Origin of the sequence: Rhizobium favelukesii (assembly GCF_000577275.2) — a bacterium.
In the GTDB taxonomy this organism is placed as follows: Bacteria; Pseudomonadota; Alphaproteobacteria; order Rhizobiales; family Rhizobiaceae; genus Rhizobium; species Rhizobium favelukesii.
The window spans coordinates 1728376-1745122 of sequence record NZ_HG916855.1; the positions used below are offsets into that span (position 1 = coordinate 1728376).

15 protein-coding genes and 2 pseudogenes are annotated in these 16747 nt (G+C 58.5%); 3 read left to right on the top strand and 14 right to left on the bottom strand.

Annotated features, from left to right (window positions below):
* Positions 1 to 27: 27 nt before the first annotated feature.
* From LPU83_RS71750 to LPU83_RS71775, 6 genes are all read right to left on the bottom strand, one after another.
* On the bottom strand, positions 28 to 438 hold the full coding sequence (locus LPU83_RS71750) for a hypothetical protein (protein ID WP_024318785.1): 411 nt from the start codon (positions 436 to 438) through the stop codon (positions 28 to 30).
* Positions 438 to 890, bottom strand: coding sequence for a hypothetical protein (locus tag LPU83_RS71755; RefSeq protein ID WP_024318784.1), 453 nt, complete (start codon positions 888 to 890; stop codon positions 438 to 440). Before LPU83_RS71755 ends, LPU83_RS71750 begins: the two co-directional genes overlap by 1 nt.
* Positions 883 to 3243, bottom strand: a complete 2361-nt coding sequence (locus tag LPU83_RS71760; RefSeq protein WP_024318783.1) for a hypothetical protein — start codon at positions 3241 to 3243, stop codon at positions 883 to 885. The genes LPU83_RS71755 and LPU83_RS71760 overlap by 8 nt, the downstream gene beginning before the upstream one ends.
* A complete protein-coding gene (locus tag LPU83_RS71765) occupies positions 3240 to 4205 on the bottom strand; it encodes a tyrosine-type recombinase/integrase (protein WP_244656165.1) in 966 nt (321 codons plus the stop codon). Before LPU83_RS71765 ends, LPU83_RS71760 begins: the two co-directional genes overlap by 4 nt.
* A gap of 570 nt (positions 4206 to 4775) precedes the next feature.
* Complete coding sequence (locus LPU83_RS71770) at positions 4776 to 5990, bottom strand: tyrosine-type recombinase/integrase (protein WP_024318782.1); 1215 nt, start codon at positions 5988 to 5990, stop codon at positions 4776 to 4778.
* A 503-nt stretch (positions 5991 to 6493) separates the two neighbouring features.
* Positions 6494 to 7531 (bottom strand): aldo/keto reductase, encoded by a 1038-nt coding sequence (locus tag LPU83_RS71775; RefSeq protein ID WP_024318404.1) that lies wholly within the window; start codon positions 7529 to 7531, stop codon positions 6494 to 6496.
* A 131-nt stretch (positions 7532 to 7662) separates the two neighbouring features.
* Between LPU83_RS71775 and LPU83_RS71780 the strand changes: the two genes are divergently transcribed.
* Entirely contained in the window at positions 7663 to 8232 is a 570-nt protein-coding gene (locus LPU83_RS71780) for a TetR/AcrR family transcriptional regulator (protein ID WP_024318403.1), read from the top strand.
* Between the two features lie 363 nt (positions 8233 to 8595).
* Here LPU83_RS71780 and LPU83_RS71785 read toward each other — a convergent pair whose 3' ends face one another.
* Entirely contained in the window at positions 8596 to 8922 is a 327-nt protein-coding gene (locus LPU83_RS71785; RefSeq protein ID WP_082321372.1) for a type II toxin-antitoxin system RelE/ParE family toxin, read from the bottom strand.
* Positions 8922 to 9167 carry a type II toxin-antitoxin system ParD family antitoxin gene (locus tag LPU83_RS71790; protein WP_024318401.1) on the bottom strand — a complete coding sequence of 82 codons (246 nt, stop codon included), beginning with the start codon at positions 9165 to 9167 and terminating at the stop codon, positions 8922 to 8924. The genes LPU83_RS71785 and LPU83_RS71790 overlap by 1 nt, the downstream gene beginning before the upstream one ends.
* Before the next feature lie 502 nt (positions 9168 to 9669).
* On the opposite strand from LPU83_RS71790, the pseudogene LPU83_RS71795 reads away from it, so the two are divergent.
* Positions 9670 to 10679 (top strand): annotated as a pseudogene (locus LPU83_RS71795) (IS30 family transposase).
* Between the two features lie 53 nt (positions 10680 to 10732).
* Here the strand turns inward: LPU83_RS71795 and LPU83_RS71800 are convergent.
* Both LPU83_RS71800 and LPU83_RS71805 read right to left on the bottom strand, forming a co-directional pair.
* Positions 10733 to 11404, bottom strand: a complete 672-nt coding sequence (locus LPU83_RS71800) for an RES family NAD+ phosphorylase (protein ID WP_024318400.1) — start codon at positions 11402 to 11404, stop codon at positions 10733 to 10735.
* The gene (locus LPU83_RS71805; RefSeq protein ID WP_024318399.1) at positions 11401 to 11919 is read right to left on the bottom strand and encodes an MbcA/ParS/Xre antitoxin family protein; all 519 of its coding nucleotides are present in this window, start codon (positions 11917 to 11919) and stop codon (positions 11401 to 11403) included. The genes LPU83_RS71800 and LPU83_RS71805 overlap by 4 nt, the downstream gene beginning before the upstream one ends.
* Positions 11920 to 12570: 651 nt before the next feature.
* Between LPU83_RS71805 and LPU83_RS76060 the strand changes: the two are divergent.
* Positions 12571 to 12674 (top strand): annotated as a pseudogene (locus LPU83_RS76060) (IS30 family transposase); the annotation flags it as partial.
* A gap of 57 nt (positions 12675 to 12731) precedes the next feature.
* Here the strand turns inward: LPU83_RS76060 and LPU83_RS71815 are convergent.
* The 4 genes from LPU83_RS71815 to LPU83_RS71830 form a co-directional block, all read right to left on the bottom strand.
* Complete coding sequence (locus tag LPU83_RS71815; RefSeq protein ID WP_245272588.1) at positions 12732 to 13487, bottom strand: SHOCT domain-containing protein; 756 nt, start codon at positions 13485 to 13487, stop codon at positions 12732 to 12734.
* Positions 13488 to 14230: 743 nt separating this feature from the next.
* Positions 14231 to 15202: a bifunctional Delta(1)-pyrroline-2-carboxylate/Delta(1)-piperideine-2-carboxylate reductase gene (gene lhpI / locus LPU83_RS71820; protein WP_024318397.1), complete on the bottom strand. Its 972-nt coding sequence runs from the start codon at positions 15200 to 15202 to the stop codon at positions 14231 to 14233.
* A 147-nt stretch (positions 15203 to 15349) separates the two neighbouring features.
* Complete coding sequence (locus LPU83_RS71825; protein WP_040681012.1) at positions 15350 to 15997, bottom strand: amino acid ABC transporter permease; 648 nt, start codon at positions 15995 to 15997, stop codon at positions 15350 to 15352.
* Positions 15994 to 16662 carry an amino acid ABC transporter permease gene (locus LPU83_RS71830; RefSeq protein WP_024318395.1) on the bottom strand — a complete coding sequence of 223 codons (669 nt, stop codon included), beginning with the start codon at positions 16660 to 16662 and terminating at the stop codon, positions 15994 to 15996. The genes LPU83_RS71825 and LPU83_RS71830 overlap by 4 nt, the downstream gene beginning before the upstream one ends.
* Between the last annotated feature and the right edge of the window lie 85 nt (positions 16663 to 16747).

Here is a 16747-nt window from a genome sequence, read left to right on the forward strand (position 1 = left end):
TCCGAGGACCAGACTTCAAACACCCAATCATGGAAGTCTACCAGTCTCGGCGATCACCGCGCTCAGTCGCTTCATGCGATCCAGGTCGCGGCGCAGCGAGGCGTTCTCCGCCTTCAGCCGAAGGTTCTCCTCTTCAAGAGCCATCTGGTTGCCGTCCACTTTGGCCTTCTGCTCGCGGTCCGCTTCCGCCTGTTCGAGGCGTGTCAGGTTGGCCTTGCGATCACGGTCGTCGGCGTCGCTGAGGATTTCGGCGCAACGGGGATTGGTGCGGAACACCTGACGGTCGAAGCCGCAGGCCTTCGCGATGGCGCTCTTGTTCAGTTCGACGCCGCCATAGCGTGGCAGCGGCTGGTCGCCGAGGTTCTCCAGATACGACTCCAGGGCATCGACATGCTCCTGGGCGACCTCGACGCCGCTCTTGCCCGTTCCTCGCGCCATCAGGACTTCCTCGGAGGAAGAGCGACGACTTCACCGGAGGGAATGGCATCCATGCTGTCGAGCTTGTCGAGGACCTCGTGGTATCGCTCGAAGAACTGTCTCCAGATGGGCAGGCCACCCATCTGCGCTACGCCAAGGATCATCTTGCGGTGTGAAGCCGTCAGCAACTCCTTGTCGGCTTGCAACTGCGCGATCTCCGCGTTCTTCGCCGCCACGAGCTTTTCCAGTTCGGCACGAGACTTTTTGCTGGATCGGTTGACGGCTGTCCGGATGGTTTCCTGCTTGGCGATCGCCGACTTCACACTCTCGTTGCGGGTTTCGTTCCGCGTGATATCGGTGGCGTGCTTGAAGACGCCGTCACTCCTCCTGCACACGGCACGGACGGTAATGTCCTCGTCCTCGGCGATCATCGCCTCAAGGAGTTCTTCGAGAATCTGGGCCTTATCAATCATCGAGGTCCCTCAGCCGCTTCATCGTGTCTATGATGGTGGTGCCAGCTTTCTGCTCGGCCGTGACCGACAGGTCTTCTCCGTCGGGGAACACCTGCATTCCCGGCTCTGTGCCGAGCGCCGTCACGATGTTTTCGTACCGGACACGGGCGTGGGTGAGCTGGTTAGCCCAGCCGATGTTGCGGCGGTCCTCGGGCAGTGCCTCCAGCGTGATGATCACCTTCGCGAACCTGTCACGCATGCGTTCGAGGTTTTCCTGTTCGCTGATCACGTTCGTCCGCGCTAGGTGAAGGCACCCATTGAAGCATTCTAGGTGCTTGGGGCAGGGGTCGCTGGTAAAGCTATTCATACACAGGCCATAAGGCGTGACATGCAGTCCGTCTGCCTCGGCATTCAGGTAGTCGAAAGCCGCCTCGTCTCCGTACTCGCGCTGGACCTTACGGAACTCATCGACCACCGGACCCCGCGCCCTGTTGGCTGAGATAAGCTTGAAGACCTGCAGTGCCTTGTTGCCTAGCCGCTCCTCCGCTTCCGGAGGGAGATCGATGTTGGCAAGGTCCTCGGCCAGACTGCGATGATCGTACACGTGGCTCTGCTGAACGCTGCGCCGATTAAATTTCTTGGTGATGATCGTGTCGGCGACGCCGAGACGGAACAGCTCCGTGTTCTGAAGATGACGCAAAGCGTGCGTCTTCATCGTAAAGGCGCGATCCTCTTCGGTCAGTCCGTAGCGGGCGAAGATGCAGGTTTGACCGCCATAACCGCCAAGGATGTTTTTCAGGTCTCCAACATCCAAACGGCCAACGGCTGAGTAAAGCGTCGTATCCAAGACGCCGTCATTACGCCCTTCGATCAAATTCCTTACCGGCACCACGAACATCATCTCATGGGGATAAAGAAGAGTTCCATCGGTCGTCCTCGTCGGGCTGGTATCGGAGAGCTTGGTGGCGCGGCTCTCACGGATATGGCGCTCCACGTCTCCCACACGGATATAGGCCGTCCGCCAGTCGATTTTTCCACCGAACGGGACACCCGCTTCATTCCGAACAGCAATTTGCTCTTGCGCAGGATTAGTCCAGAAAGCAGAGAGGCCACGCTGTGCCCTGCCTTTCTGCATGTCCTGTATTTTAGCCAGGAACGATGGATTATAACTTTCCCGATAGGTTCGAACCAGTTCCTCCGGAAGATCGACATCCGTAAAAATGGCATTGCCTGTCATCCGAACATACATCTCTGACGCAGGGACCAGCGCGTCATCGGTGTATTCTGGAAAGATGCGGCCCGTCGCCGTCTGCTGTCTCAACCGCTCTCGCAAAGGCGCAGTGATCCGCTCGATATGATCTAGCGTCTCCACGAGAATCTGCTCGAACATTGGCGGTATGTGCTGAGTGTTCTCGTACAGCGCGACACCGTCCGTACGCTCGTCATCTTCCTGCTTCTCGGCAAAATGCCGGATCATCAACGAGCGAGAGAAGCCGCCATGTTCCCCGGCAGGGCGGCCATCGGCGTCGAAGTATTCACGCCATCTTTTCCAATCCAAAGGGAGCAGAGCAGTTTCACCAATCCGGAAGCCCATGATGATCTGCACACGGAATGCCGCGAACCGAATGGCGTCGGAGAAGGTACGCGGCGTCTCGGTGAAGACGATCCGAACCAGTTCCCAGAAGGCACGCTCATCTGGAAGCTTTGTGGCCGATTTTCTTTCGGCTAGGGATCGACGAAGGCCGTTCTTGCCGCCATGAGCATTCTGCCTTTTGCGTACGGTTTCCGCCTGCTGCTGAGCGGACAGGGACTCGTTGGTCGGGTAGGGAGCGCAAAACCGGGCTAGGGATGGGATGTCTGCGAGCTTCTGACCGTCAAGGATGTTCCGCAAGGTACCGGCGAAGTCCAACGCCAATTTGCCGGAGGCCGCCGACTGAAGGACGGCATTGTAGGCTTGTTGTACTTGCTCAGGTTTTACGGCCCAAGGCGGCGTATCTTCGGCGGCGGGGGCCAGTCGCCGGATACCTTGTGCGACCTGGAACGCGCTCTGCGGCTTCGTCTTGCGGACAAGAAGCTGATGTATCAAAACTGCCTGGTACAGTTCACGCCAGTGCAGTGTCATCGGCCCGGCGGTAATCGGACTTTGATTCATCCTCCTTCTGATCTCGTTGAGCTTTTCATGCGCATTAGGATCGACCCCAACCTGCCCCAGATAAAGTGGGGGTGGCGGGAACATGCCGACTAGCCCGATCAGGTCCCAACGTGTTTCCTTGCTTACCTTTCCCTGGTCGTCGTAGTCGAGGTCCCAGATCAACCCGCGCTCGGCAGCCAACCTTTTGGCCGTCGCAATATATTCTGCATAAAACGGGTTCATGGGTGACGCTCTTGGATTCGGTCGGATTTCAACTCTTCAACGACCCGGCGGACCGCATCCATCGTGGCTTTGAGCTGCGCGTAGGCCGGAGACTGCTCGTTATTGCGTGAGGCAGATGCAAATTCGACAACGACCGGACGAAGGCTTTCGAGTACCTCCTCGTGTATTTCTGACTCGCCAAGCGGCATGAACCTGGAACAGGTGTAACAAGCCAAGACCGGGTTCTTCGTGCAAAGGCTCTGACCGAGTCCGCAGCCCCCGATCCCGGCAATGGGAACGCCGTGCGGTACGCCGCCAATCTGCTGGTCCGGTGGCAAGCCGAGAAGCATCGCCTTGTCGATAGTCTTGGTCTTCGCGATTTTGGCGATGTTGGAATAAATTGGCGAGATGGCGAGCGCCTCGTTGATGCGCTGTGCCTGCGCAGGAGACTTGTCGTAGTAGACGCTGGCGATGCGGTCGCTCGTCTGCCCCATGAACTCCGTGAGACCGACATGTGAGATACCACCATCGGCAAGACGTTGGGCTGCAGTGTGCCGCAGGTCGGTCGGTGACCAAGCGTCACCAGTCAGCTCCTCGGTCAGTTCCATGATGGCGCGGCTGACCCCCTGTGGCGTGAGGCCGAAGAGCAGGCGAGGGGGCGCACCCTCCTCCAGTTGGAGCGAACCCTCTTCCCGCCGTCTGACCAATTCATTGAAGAGCGGTCCCCACTCGCGCTTGATCTTTCGCGTGATGCGGATGCGTTTGTTGTTGTCCTTCTGCTTGATGATCGACACGGCGACGTGCACCGCGCCCGTCGAGAAGAGCCGGACGTCAGCAAGCTCTATGCGTGCGATCTGCCCTGGACGGAACGCGTACTGGAAAGACATGACGAGCATGCAAGCGTCACGAACCTCTTCATTGTCGAGCGAAGCTGGGTCAACCGCCAGTTTTTCGCAGAGGCTGTCGATGTGATTGACGATCATGGCCTGCTGATCAAGAGGCAGGAAACAATCGCCAGCGCGAACGACGCGGTACTTGTCGACCCTCGGGCTTTTTTAATCCTCGTATGATCGAGGTTGACAGCGGAGACCAGTGGCCGATGTTCAGCCGACAGAGCGAGTGCAACGCTGCTCGCAATGCCCAGCTCTCATCTGCTTTCACATCTGATAGAACCTGAGTTGACCAGTAAGCTCGGCTGTCAAAGGGCGAGGATACAAATAGATACGCGACGGGTTCCAGTCCGCATCGTGCGATGTACCTAAGGACATTGGCAACCTTCATGATCACAGTGGTCGGATCAAGCCTCTGGAACCAGTCGACTACAACGTGCTTCATAACGATGTCCAAAACACCGAACGCATCAAAGTCGATAAACCGTTCGAGACCGTCTACGAGGATCGATATCTTACCGCTCGACGATATGTCACGGATTGACCTCATCTCATTGTAGAAGTCATCGAAGTACCGAATGACAGGAGGCAGTGGTGGAAGCTTGGCAGACATCCTCGTGATTTCGACTGACGGCGCTGAATACGGCTCGATAGCATTGTTATTCAATGGTTTCGCTCCGGACTAATGCGCCTCAAGGCGTCCACGAACGTGTCAAACGTCTCGTCCCACACTTCGGCAAGAGTGGTTTCAAAGTAGGCCTTCGCATAGAGGCGGGGCATGTTGGACTCCTCCGACCAGCCGAAGTATTCCCGCAAATTCCCTTGAGCCGTGTCCAGATCGAGCCCTTTGTCCCGATATCGTGTCATTCGGACGACGGCAGACGTATGTCGAAGATCGTGACAGGAAACGCTGCCAAGGCCCTGTTTACTCAGAGATTTCCTCGCTTCCGGAGAGAGCGCTTTGGATGCCACCTCAAAAATCTCGTTCATGGATCGAAGCGACAGAGGCTTGGATTTCTGGGAGATCAGAAGATGCGGATAGTTTGCTTTGCCTCGGAAGTTTTGAGCAAAGATCGGGATCAACTCGACAAACTCCTTGGATAGCGGGAGTTGCCGCCGTGACGGCGCGGTTTTCAAGCTCGGTTGCTCGTAGCGTGGGTCACCGTCGTGCGTCTCCTCGACGTCGAGCCAGTAATCCATTGCGCCGGTGTCGTAGTTGAAGTCTTCCTTGAAGGAATTGATACACAGAAGTGCTGCTTCACCGCGACGCAGTCCCAGACGTAGGAGAAGCATGAAGATGACGAGGTTGCGCCAACGAAGCGCCTCGGTTTTGAAGGGATTGCGTGCGGAATCTGGTCGAAAGATTTCATAGAGGTCCTGAACCACCGTCGAAGGCAGCGCACGGACCACCGGCCCCTCGGTAGCCTCGGGGTTGGGAGCAAGCTGGCGATACAGGACTTCGAGCCTGAGAAGCTTGGCCTCCATTTCGGCGGCGCGAGCGCCCAAAGAATTGCCCGTGTATCGGAGCATGTCGATCACAAAGCTCACCGCAGACGTCCACGTCGAGGCTTTGTCGAACCCGGTTATGATCGCTTCGTTGCGGAGTTGAGCGAGGAAGCCCAGCAGGACATTCTCAAGGCCGTCCGCGTCAGCCTCGGCGATCAAGCGGTCAAGGCAGTCGCGGCCGCGCTGACGATTGCACGCTTCATAAAGCCGATCCAAGGCTGTCAGGTGTTTGCGCCTGGTTGACGACTCCATCGTCGGTTTCAGCACATCGATCCAGATGGTCGCCCAAAACCGAGGTATGCCGTGCTGATCGACGCTGGCCATGCCGCGCAGCGTGGGTGGTAGCGATGACGAATTGAGGTTGACCGGCATGTTGACCCGCGCTCCCGAACGCGGGCAAATGTCACAATGCTGCTTCGAAAAAGCAACAGGTGAAACCGCCGTTTATCGAGGACATCCACAGGAACGCAACAAGCGGTTTGATTGCCAAAAGCAACAGACACAAAACCGCTCGGGTGTTCCATAATGTTGATTATGCCACATTGCAGTGTAAGGGGGTACATTCTATTTAGTAATGCGACAGTTGGGCCAGTTAGAGATGCGACAGTCTTGCCTCTCGACGCGCTGGTCAAAGCCAACGTTGGGAGCAAGGATGACGATCTTCAGCCTGGTCGAGACCATGAGCGGTCGGAGTCGTCATGTCCTTTATGATCACCATGTCGCAGAAAGAATTGCATCGCCTCGAAGTCATTCAGAAGATCCGTGATGAACGCAGAAGAGCATCCCCGGCTGCTGAGCCGAGGATTCACGCCGCGAAACGGAAGCTTCGCCCCAGGCCGAGCATGTCGGATGGAAAATTCGGCCGATCAACGGCCTCATTTCACCGCAGCGGCCGGCCAGTCCATCACATCCTCCTTGCCGCCCGCCAGACGACCGCGGCTGCCGGTAACGATGTCGTAGGGGAAGCCGAGCGGGATGGCGCTGGCGGTATCGAGGCGGGCGATCTGCTCTTCGGTCAGGCGAACATTGAGTGCTGAAAGATTGTCGTCGAGCTGCTCCTTGGTGCGCGGACCGATGATCGGCAGCGTTGTGCCTTTGGCTAGTACCCAGGCGATGGCGATCTGACCGGCAGGAAGTCCGGTTTCCTCGGCAATCGCCAGAACCGCGTCAACGGTTGCCGTCTTGCGATCGTCGCTTTCGCCATGGATGACCGCGCCGAGCCCTTGTGCCCTGCCCGTCTCGCCCTTGCGATATTTTCCGGTGAGCAGACCACCGCCAAGCGGCGACCAGCTAACGGTGCCCAGACCGAAGGCATTGGCCATGGGGATCAGCTCACGCTCGACGGTGCGTTCCACGAGGCTGTATTCGATCTGCAGCGCCGAGATCGGCGACCAGCCGCGCAGGTCTGCAACGGTGGCGGCGGTGGCGACGCGCCAGGCTGGGAAATCCGACAGGCCGGAATAGAGGATCTTGCCGGAACGGGCGAGGTCATCAAGGCCGCGGACGATTTCGTCGATCGGGGTGACGGCATCCGGCATATGCACCCAGAGAAGATCGATGCGATCGGTGTTCAGGAGCTTCAGGCTGGCTTCCACGGACTGGATCATGGCCTTGCGGCTGTTGCCAGTGCGCTGCAAGCCGCTGGTCGGCGCATCGCCCAGCGAGAACTTTGTAGCGAGCACGATGTCGTCGCGCTCGCTAGTGATGAATTCGCCGGTCAGCGTTTCCGACTGGCCGAACTGATACTGGTCGGCCGTATCGATGAAACTGCCGCCGGCGGTGCGGTAACCGTCGAATATCTGCTTCGCAGTCTCTCGATCCGCGCCGTAGCCCCAGCCGGTGCCGAAATTGCCGGTACCCAGCGCCAACGACGAAACGCGAAGGCCGGTGCGGCCGAAAACTCTATAACGCATGCTCATGTGCTTCATCCTTCTAAAAAGCGTTTCCGCTGGGCCTGTTAATTTAAATGACGTTCGTCATGTATTGCATTTAAATGACGCTCGTCATATATTTTGTCAAGGGCATTTTTAAAAAGGATCTGCCGATGCGTCCGACCAAGGAACAGGCAAAGGAAAACCGACAGCGCATTCTCGATACAGCGGCAAAGCTGTTTCGCGAGAATGGCATCCACGCTGTCGGTGTCGATGCTGTCATGAAAGGGGCTGGCCTCACCCATGGCGGCTTCTACGGCCACTTCAAATCCAAGAGCGATCTTGCAGAGCAAGCGCTGGCCCATGCGATGCAGAACATGCTGGGTGCCAATGCCCTCAATGGTTCTTTGGACGATTTCGCAAAATCCTATCTTTCACCAGAGCATCGCGCCGTCGTTGGAGCGGGATGCACCGTGGCCGCTCTTGGGCCGGAGCTTGCAAGACTGCCGGAAGCGGAGCGAGGCCCGGTGACAGATCATATCCGCGGGTTGATTGCCCATATGGAGAACTGGCAGACGGAGAGTGGTTCCAAGCCTGACCGCAGCCAAGCGATCGCGGATGTCGCAAGCTTCGTCGGCGCTCTCGTCATGTCCCGGGCGGTGAACGATCCCGCCTTGTCCGACGAGATTCTGGAGAGCGTGCGCGACCGGGTGACCGGAAAGGACCAACCGATTTCGGCTTAACACGAAGAAGACCGCGTAGCTCCCTCATGTGATCGAACGTCGAGATGGCGGATCTCCGGGACGAGCATAACGCGAATGCCCTTTCCCGGAGTCCTGGACTCTCACGGACGTCCGGCCATTCGCCGCCCCGGTGTCGTGATTTCATGGAGTTCGCTTATCGAACCCGAGGGCCGAGATCAAGTCGCATGGCGGATCCATCCCTCCCCCCTCTGTGTTGGTCAAGCGTCTCCAAGACCTCTTTGCCCGGCAACTCAAGCCGCGCGACAAGTTCATCGGCGAGCATCATGCAGGGTCTCCGATGCCGCTCAAGGATTCCTTTCGCCCGATCGAGCTGCTCTTGGAGAATGCGGTCGACCCGTGCCATTAACTCAGGATCCAAATGGCCGATCTCTTCGAGACGGCGCCGACTGAGATCGCCATAGGAGGCAAGCTTCTCGCCCATGCCGTAGGATCGCTCCAAGGCGATGGCCGTCTTCGTGGCCTCGAAGAGGTCGGATCCATCGTTGCCTGCGACGCCGTCATCGTGACCACCAAGGAAGACCTCCTCCCGCTCGGCGCGCCAGCAATACGGCTGCAACGGCTTCTCAACCCCATAATGAACCGGATCGCCGCCGGCGGATTCTCCGCGTAGATGTAGTCGCCAATTTCCTCAATATCCTGCGCCGCCGCGGGAGCGAACACGATATCCATTACCTGCGGTATTTCGCTTCGAGGCGATTAAGCACTGATGCTGCCGGGAGTCCATCGCCACTCACGACACCCTTGCGAATTTCTTCACGCAACGCCGACAACTTTGCAGCCCGCTGCTCTTCGCGTTCCTCAAGCATGCGCAGGCTATCGCGCACGACCTCGCTCGCGCTGGCATAGCGACCGCTTTTGACAAGCTCTTGCACGAGAGCTTCATAGTGAGATCCAATGCTGTAACTCGCTGGCATGACCTTACCTTTCAACTTATCAAAATTTATCAATTTATGATAGATTGGGCAAGTCTAAACTCACTGCCAAGATCTCCGCCATCTCTTTCGAGTTTGTAGATGTCCGATGGCAATGGCGTCACAACAAGACCAGATCGGAATTAACCAGACGGACATTGCCGCGTCCGACCAGGCAGGCGCCGGAAGCTTTTTCGCGATGAGCCGCCTAGCGTGACTGGCACCGGCACGGGCCGCCGCGGGCGAAAACCAGACCCGGTGACCAGGGCGTCTGAAGACCGGGTATGCTACCTCCCACTCGCCCCGGTCTGTCCTCGCAACCTGGAACAGCCGGACAGATCGGGGGCTGATTGTCGTGCCGTGTGGCGGCGCAAAGTGACATTTTAACTTTGCGTCGAAACGGACAGTTCAACCCTGCCGCCACATGCAGTGATCAAAGGTGGGTTCAAGGATGAAGTGCGACTTGCAATAGATAACAACGGTTTATCCCTGCAAGGAACGAGACATGAAGCGCACCTACTCCCAGATCGATATGGATGAACGCCGCAAGATTGCTCGCTGGCGTACGGCTGGAATCAGCGTTGACGTGATCGCCGAGAAACTGCACCGACATCGCTCAACCATTTTCCGTGAGCTGCGCCGCAATACTTTCGAGGATCGTGAGATGCCGGACCTCAAGGGTTACTATTGCGTGATGGCCAATGACACGGCGCGAGAACGGCGTGCCAAGCTGCGCAAACTTGCCCGGTTCTCGCATCTGCGCCAGTCGGTGATTGAGCGCATCATGCATGGCGGTCGCCGCAACAGATTGCTGGCCGGTTGCAGCTTGAGCGCCATCCGATCTCCGTCAGCCATGAGACGATCTACAAGTTCGCCTATTCATCGGACGGTCATGCGATCAAGCTGTGGCGACATCTGCCGGAGCATCGTGCCAGACGCCGGCCACGGCACGCCAGACGCCGCCATGGCAGGCGTTTCACCCCGGATGTCAACATTCTCTACCGGCCAGACGCCGTCGCCGAGCGCAAACAGTTCGGGCATTGGGAATGCGATCTCATCCAGTTTCGCAAGAAGTTCGGAAAGGCCAACGTGACGTCGCTGGTCGAACGGGTCAGTCGCTTCGCCGTCTTCCTGCGCAACAATGACCGGCAATCGAGACCAGTGATGGACGGGCTGATCCAGGTTCTCCAGTCTCTACCCCACCTCGCCCGCCGCTCGATCACCTTTGACCGTGGGACTGAGTTCACCGACTGGCCCTACTTGCAGGCGAGCATCGGAGCGCAAACATGGTTCTGCGATCCACAATCCCCTTGGCAGAAAGGCACTGTCGAAAACACCAACAGACGGGCCAGGAAATGGCTCTCGAGAGAGGTGGATCCACTGTCTCTCAGCGACGGCGATCTCACCGAGATCTGCAATCATCTGAACGCGACACCACGCAAATGCCTCGGCTACAAAACACCCGCCGAAGTCTTCCGCCAGAAACTCCTCGCGCAAATCCGGCGTACCGGTTAGCCTCTCGAAGCCCGCAGGTCGCGGTTCGCCATGAACTCACAAAATGATGCCTCTCAGCTCGAAAGCTTCCGCACGTCGATTCGGCGTTCACCGGCGGACACAGTGATCTCAAAGTGGTCGGTCTGCGTGACATCCCGAATGTTCCGTGGCCGAAGTGCCGCAACATTCACGCCGGTCCTGCGCCTCAGGCTGTCGTAGATGATACCTGCGCCGACGCCCGCCCGGACCTGCTCACCAAGCGCTTGAGAAGCTGCATAGCTGGCACTGTCATATACCGCAGAGTGCCGCGACTGCTCTCCACGGATGTCCAGGTAGTCTCCGTGCAGAACTGCGGTGTAACATCTGTAGGAGCGCGCCATTTCTCTCACACCGCGGGCAACGACCTCGCGGCGAAGATGATGCCCGACCTCGGCAGCGGCTGTGCGAAGATCATCGGCCGCATACCAGGCACCAAGATCCCCGCCATTGAACCGCATTCCATCAGGAGCCACATGCAGGAACGCAGCCATTACCACACTGGCGTTGGGAACACTGTAAACCCATTCATCTTGGGGGAGTCGCTGAATGCGTTCAGCGACCAATCGGTCGTTGGTCCAGCCGACAAGCTCCATCACAGCCTCGAGATCAGCCGCCGTAGCAACTGTGTCAAACAGCCCGATCGGCGGAAACTGCGACGGCACTAGCCGGAATGAGGGATATGGCGCCGGGGCAAAGCGACTGGTCACCGGAACACAATGTCCCCGTCGTCGTATGGCGTAAATGCTTCGTCTAGAGTGTTTGGGGACATGTATACACCGCCCCTCGCCGCGTCCAGAAATCGACGGACAGTCATCAGTCCGTCCTGAGTTCCATTGGTTAGGACTGTAAGCGGGGGATGACCGCCAAAAGCAAGCGCCTGATGCGGCATGCGCAACCACTCTACTCCCGCCCGTTCGTTGGAGAACAGGATGCCAAGCGCCTGATGAATCCCCAGCACTGCAGAGATTCGAGTAAGCGTGTCGACGTCCAGGGTAAACACGCCATGTTCACGGGCCTGTTTGGCCCAGCTATGATAAGTCGACCGTGATGGATAACCGAGAACGAGTAATCGCTGCTCTTCGGTCAACGCCCACAGATCCGCAATGGCCAAGAAGGTCCTCAGCGATGGCGCACTGAGTTTTTTTCGATTCGAGGGAGCAAACCGATCTGTTTGAAGGCGCGGTAGTACCGTCCCATCTATCTTCTGTTCAGCGTTCCGCATTACATTGCTCCAATCTGAAAATAGATATAGTCTAGATCTAGACATTCAGCAAGTCACCTTCGCCTGAGGATCTGATTGTCGGTCGGAATGCATGAATTGCTCCCTCACCCTATCCGGTCGACGTCGCGTCACTGGAAAAGCAGGCGGAACACCGATTCTTCTTTGCCCGATTGGTGCGATCGGGATCTGCTCGGCGATCTGTGGGCGCGGAAGGCTATGATGGTGTTTCGACGTCCGAGATCACTCACTCGTCCGCAATCAACGTCCGAACGGATGCGCTTGCAAGGAAAAGGCGCATCTCGTTCGAATGGAAAGGTAGAAACCCGTATTCGCGATAGAGCGCGCGACGTTTTTCTTCCGGATTGCCACAGTCAAGGACGTCAGGAACGCCGATGGGTGTGTCTCATCCGCCCCCGCCCTTCCCTTGCAACCCGGCCCAGCCGGTCCGGTCGGGGGCTTGCCTCAGCGCAAGTGGACATGCCGAGTGTCGCATTTCTAAATGGCTGAAGACGCGCCCAAAGTGACACTTTAACTTTGCGCACAAACGGACATTCCAACCTTGCCGCCACATGCAGCATTGTAGGGGGGTACATTCTATTTTCAAGTGCGACATGCCAATGATTACAATGGTTTCGCTCTGGAGATTTTTGGGTGTCGCATTGCTTTTGCAGATCACCCTTTCCGATCGACGACGTCTTCACCAACTCAGGGAACGCAATGTTCCGACTGGTGAGATTGCCCGTCAGCTCGGCCGCCGGCTCGATGGAAAGCCTTCCATTGACCTCCGTGTGGAAAGCCCCGTTCATCGGATGCTATAGTCGGCTGAGCAAGTCCGACTTCTTGGCCTCGAATTCCTGATCCGTGAGAATGCCTTTTGCATGAAGTGCCGCGAGACGTTCGATCTTGTCGAAGATGTCCTCATCCGACCGAAGCGCCTCCGCTGCTGGACGTGTCGCTTGTTGTGGCTCGGCGGATTCCGGCGCGGACGATGCGAATATCGACGGCGCAGCCGTGGCGGCGGATGTTCCGGTAGCCGACGTGTCCGCCGGTTCCTTGCCGCCCTGCCGTACCACATCCAGCTCCGAAATTTTCACCAGCCCGTACTGAGAGGTAAAGCTCAGCGACTGGTCGCCGCTTTGCTGTTGTGAGAACCCGCCAATTCGATGGTCCTTCGTGTCATAGATCGTAACCCGGCCACCGATATCGATCGCCAGCCGTCGAATTGTCGGGAACAAGGCATAGCGAAGGTCATTCTGCGCCCCGGTCGAGGCAGGATGCCCAAACTCCTCGGGCCACCAGTTTCCAGCCGACAGTGCGCCAGGCAGGAACAGGCTGACGCTGCCGCCCTGACCTTGATATTGGGACTGGTGCGACGCCTGCGGGCCCAGCAAATCCATGCCGTGCACCAAGGCCGCAAGCTCGGAACAAATCCCGGCCACGTTCGCTTTTAGCGCATTGTTGAACATGTCGCCGACCATGATCATGCCGCCCTGCGACCATTGCCCCATCCCACCCAGATCGGGATGGTTGAACTGGGCCTGTGTCGCCTGCCCGGCGATAATCGCCATCAGAAGGTGCTCCACCGCGCCGAAGCTGACCCCGTACCGCTCTGCGATCTCTCCCAGGGTCCGTCGGCACTCTTCACTGAGTTGTCTCATCGTGATCGCCTTGCATGACGAAGATTGCGGGCACGCCGCACCACGTCGGCGCATCCGTTGCAAGTGATCTAGCACGCGCCGCTCCGAGTTGACAGGCCGCCGCAGGATCAGCGTCGCGCTGCGCGCTGCCGGACTGGCACAAGGCCTCTTCTCCAATCCCTCGTGACGTTTTAATTATAACGCACTGGGCAGTCGTAAACTGGGACGGCGGACGGATCTTGTCCCCGATCCTACCGTCATTTTTCCAGCGGCAGAGAGCGATTTCTCGTATCGAGGCGGCGTCCAACTCACCCGGCCCCCGATCTTCCCTTGCAATCCCAACCAGCCGGTCCGGTCGAGGGCTTTGCCTCAGCGCAAGTGGAGATGCCGAGTGTCGCATTTCCAAATGGCTGAAGGCGCCCCCCAAAGTGACACTTCTACTTTGCACGCCGCCACAAAGGATTGGGTAGCCCCAGGGCTTTTAGCATTGATGGACGCAGATGGTGATGTGTGCCCTCCCGCGAACCGCTGCCCTGGCCGAGCCCTCGACGTGGTTGGCAAAAAAGCGGCTTCACGAACGGTGTCTTCTCGTTCACCAAAAGGGATTCCGGAACATTCTGCCATTGGTGGGCGTAAGAATTTTTAACGTCTCGGCCTCCATGCGCCTTGGACGATCAGCTGGCGATCAAAGCGGCTTCATATACCATCGTCGCGGCGGCAAGATCCGCCAACGCCGTTCCGACTGCCTTGTAGAGCGTGATCTCATCGTTGGACGTCCGCGCCGGAATATTGCGTCGGCACAGGTTGTCGAGTGTCGCGCGCACCGCATCCGTAGAAATGACGCCAGTCCTGATCGGTTGAACCAGATCGCCCGCTTCATGAAGGGCTTCGCGGGTGTCGATATAGACCGAGGAGCGCCGGAGCGCCTCGTCATCGGCCTCACGCATCGCCGGGGTGAAGCCGCCGATCAGATCGACATGGGTGCCCGGCCGCAGCCATTCGCCCCGGATAAGCGGCGCGGTCGCCAGCGTCGCCGCGCTGATGATATCGGCTTGCCGCGCCGCGGCTTCCAGATTCGTGACGGCAGTTGCCTGCAGCCCCCGTTGCCGCAGGCTCTGCGCCAGCCGCTCCGCACTGACGGGATCGATATCCCAGATATCAACATGCGCGATCGGCCGGACGATGCAGTAGGCATCGGGTATGAGGCTCGCGACGCGGCCTGCGCCGATCACCAGCAAACGGCGGGCGTCCTTTCGGGCAAGATAGTCGGCGGCAAGGGCCGATGCCGCCACCGTGCGACGCGTCGTGATCGCGTTTCCGTCAAGCAGCGCAAGCTGCAGCCCGGTCCGACCATCATAGAGCATGTATGTCGAGGTCAGGCCGGGAATGCCGCGCGCCGTGTTGCCGGGAAAGACGGTGACGATCTTGATGCCAAGGTAGCGCTCCGATCGGTGCGTTTCATGCCAGGCCGGCATCAGAAGGAGCGTCGCATCCCGCCCGCCACTATTTGCAATCGTGTGGTGATGCCGGACCGGCACAACGCAGCCTTCGGAAAATGCTTGCCGCAGGGTCGCGACCAGTGCGCCGAAAGGTAGAAGTTCGCCTGTTGTCCGGGAGTCGAGAATACGGATTTGTGTGTCGGTCATTGAAGCGATCTCCCAATAAGTTCTGACTGCGGCCGTGTCGGCTGGATAAAGCGAGTTCTGTGTGATCGAACGAGAGCAGGCTTTTCAACCCGGCATCGGCCCTAGACACTCCGTTGCGATCGGAATGCGGAGCCAACTCGGCACAGCTCAGCCAAACGCAGCTTTCTTTTCCAGAATTCTGGCGTATTGCGTAAGCGGATAGCAGAGGGCGAAGAAGATCACCGCGACGAGACCGTAGACCTTGAAAGGTTCGAAGGTCGCGTTGTTGATGGCGTTCGCGGTTTTCAGCAGCTCTTCGAAGCCGAGGATCGAGGCCAGTGCGGTGCTCTTGATCAACTGGACCAAAAACCCGACAGTCGGCGCGCGTGTGATCCGGAAAGCCTGCGGCAGGATGACAAGGCGAAGTTCCAGGAGCCGATGCAAGCCAAGGCTGGCTGCAGCGTCCCATTGCCCGCGCGGCACCGCCTCGACGCCGCTCCGCCAGATTTCCGCAAGATAAGCGCTTGCGTAGAACGTCAGGCCGCAGATGGCCGCGGTCCATGCTTCGATCCGGAAACCGAGCATCGGCAGGCCGAAGAACATCAAGAAGAGCTGCATGAGGAGCGGCGTTCCCTGAAACAGGGCAATGTAGCCGGACGCGAAGGTGCGCGGCCAGCGCGTTTTCGATATCCGTGCAGACAGGATCGCCAGGCCAACGATGGCACCGCCGGCAAAGGCTGCGAGCGAAAGCAACAGGGTCCAGCGTGTCGCGAAGACAAGATTGCGCAGAATGTCCCAGAACGTGAACTCAATCATTCCAGACCGGCTCCCAGAAAACGGCGTTTCCCGGCGACAAGGAGCCGGCGAAGCGCGGCGGACATCGAAAGGTAGATCAACGTCGCGACCAGATAGGTCTCAAAGGAGCGGAAGGTGCGCGCCTGAAGCAGATCAGCCTCCTGCGCTAGCTCGCGGACGGATATTTGCGAAACCACCGCCGATTCCAGCATCATGATGATGATCTGGCTTGTCAGCGCGGGAAAAATGATGGCGAGCGCTTGCGGCAGGATGATCTTGATGAACACCAGCCGGGGCCTCAGGCCGAGTGCCTGCGCAGCCTCTTTCTGGCCCCTCGGTATGGCATCGAGTCCGGCCCCGACCACCTCGATCGTGTAGGCCGCCATGTTGAGGGTCATGGCCAGGACGGCCGCTGCGATCGGATCCAGGCGAATGCCGATGCTCGGCAAGCCGAAGAAGATGAAGAATAGCTGTACCAGGAATGGCGTGTTGCGCATGATTTCCACATACAGGCCGACGACCTTGCGCAACCATGGATAAGGCGCACGGCGCGCGGCCGCGCCGAGCACGCTGAAAACGATCCCCAGGACCGATGTGCAGGCCGTCAGTGCAAGCGTCGTGCCTGCGCCATCGGCCAGAGCTCCCATTCCGTCCCAAAGCCAGTTGAAATCGAGGCTGTATCTCATCTTCTGTCCTTTGGGGCCGGATGATCTGGGCCGGGTCGGCCCGAAATCTGGATCCGCCTCTCAACCAAAGAATTGGAGCATGATG

Excerpts from the sequence above, each read along its gene's own strand:
- LPU83_RS71785 (WP_082321372.1), bottom strand. The coding sequence starts at position 8,922 with ATGGATATCGTGTTCGCTCCCGCGGCGGCGCAGGATATTGAGGAAATT.
- LPU83_RS71760 (WP_024318783.1), bottom strand. The coding sequence starts at position 3,243 with ATGAACCCGTTTTATGCAGAATATATTGCGACGGCCAAAAGGTTGGCT.
- LPU83_RS71805 (WP_024318399.1), bottom strand. The coding sequence starts at position 11,919 with ATGCGGAACGCTGAACAGAAGATAGATGGGACGGTACTACCGCGCCTT.
- LPU83_RS71825 (WP_040681012.1), bottom strand. The coding sequence starts at position 15,997 with ATGATTGAGTTCACGTTCTGGGACATTCTGCGCAATCTTGTCTTCGCG.
- LPU83_RS71765 (WP_244656165.1), bottom strand. The coding sequence starts at position 4,205 with ATGATCGTCAATCACATCGACAGCCTCTGCGAAAAACTGGCGGTTGAC.
- lhpI (WP_024318397.1), bottom strand. The coding sequence starts at position 15,202 with ATGACCGACACACAAATCCGTATTCTCGACTCCCGGACAACAGGCGAA.
- LPU83_RS71775 (WP_024318404.1), bottom strand. The coding sequence starts at position 7,531 with ATGCGTTATAGAGTTTTCGGCCGCACCGGCCTTCGCGTTTCGTCGTTG.
- LPU83_RS71770 (WP_024318782.1), bottom strand. The coding sequence starts at position 5,990 with ATGCCGGTCAACCTCAATTCGTCATCGCTACCACCCACGCTGCGCGGC.
- LPU83_RS71755 (WP_024318784.1), bottom strand. The coding sequence starts at position 890 with ATGATTGATAAGGCCCAGATTCTCGAAGAACTCCTTGAGGCGATGATC.
- LPU83_RS71750 (WP_024318785.1), bottom strand. The coding sequence starts at position 438 with ATGGCGCGAGGAACGGGCAAGAGCGGCGTCGAGGTCGCCCAGGAGCAT.
- LPU83_RS71830 (WP_024318395.1), bottom strand. The coding sequence starts at position 16,662 with ATGAGATACAGCCTCGATTTCAACTGGCTTTGGGACGGAATGGGAGCT.
- LPU83_RS71815 (WP_245272588.1), bottom strand. The coding sequence starts at position 13,487 with ATGGCGATTATCGCCGGGCAGGCGACACAGGCCCAGTTCAACCATCCC.
- LPU83_RS71780 (WP_024318403.1), top strand. The coding sequence starts at position 7,663 with ATGCGTCCGACCAAGGAACAGGCAAAGGAAAACCGACAGCGCATTCTC.
- LPU83_RS71790 (WP_024318401.1), bottom strand. The coding sequence starts at position 9,167 with ATGCCAGCGAGTTACAGCATTGGATCTCACTATGAAGCTCTCGTGCAA.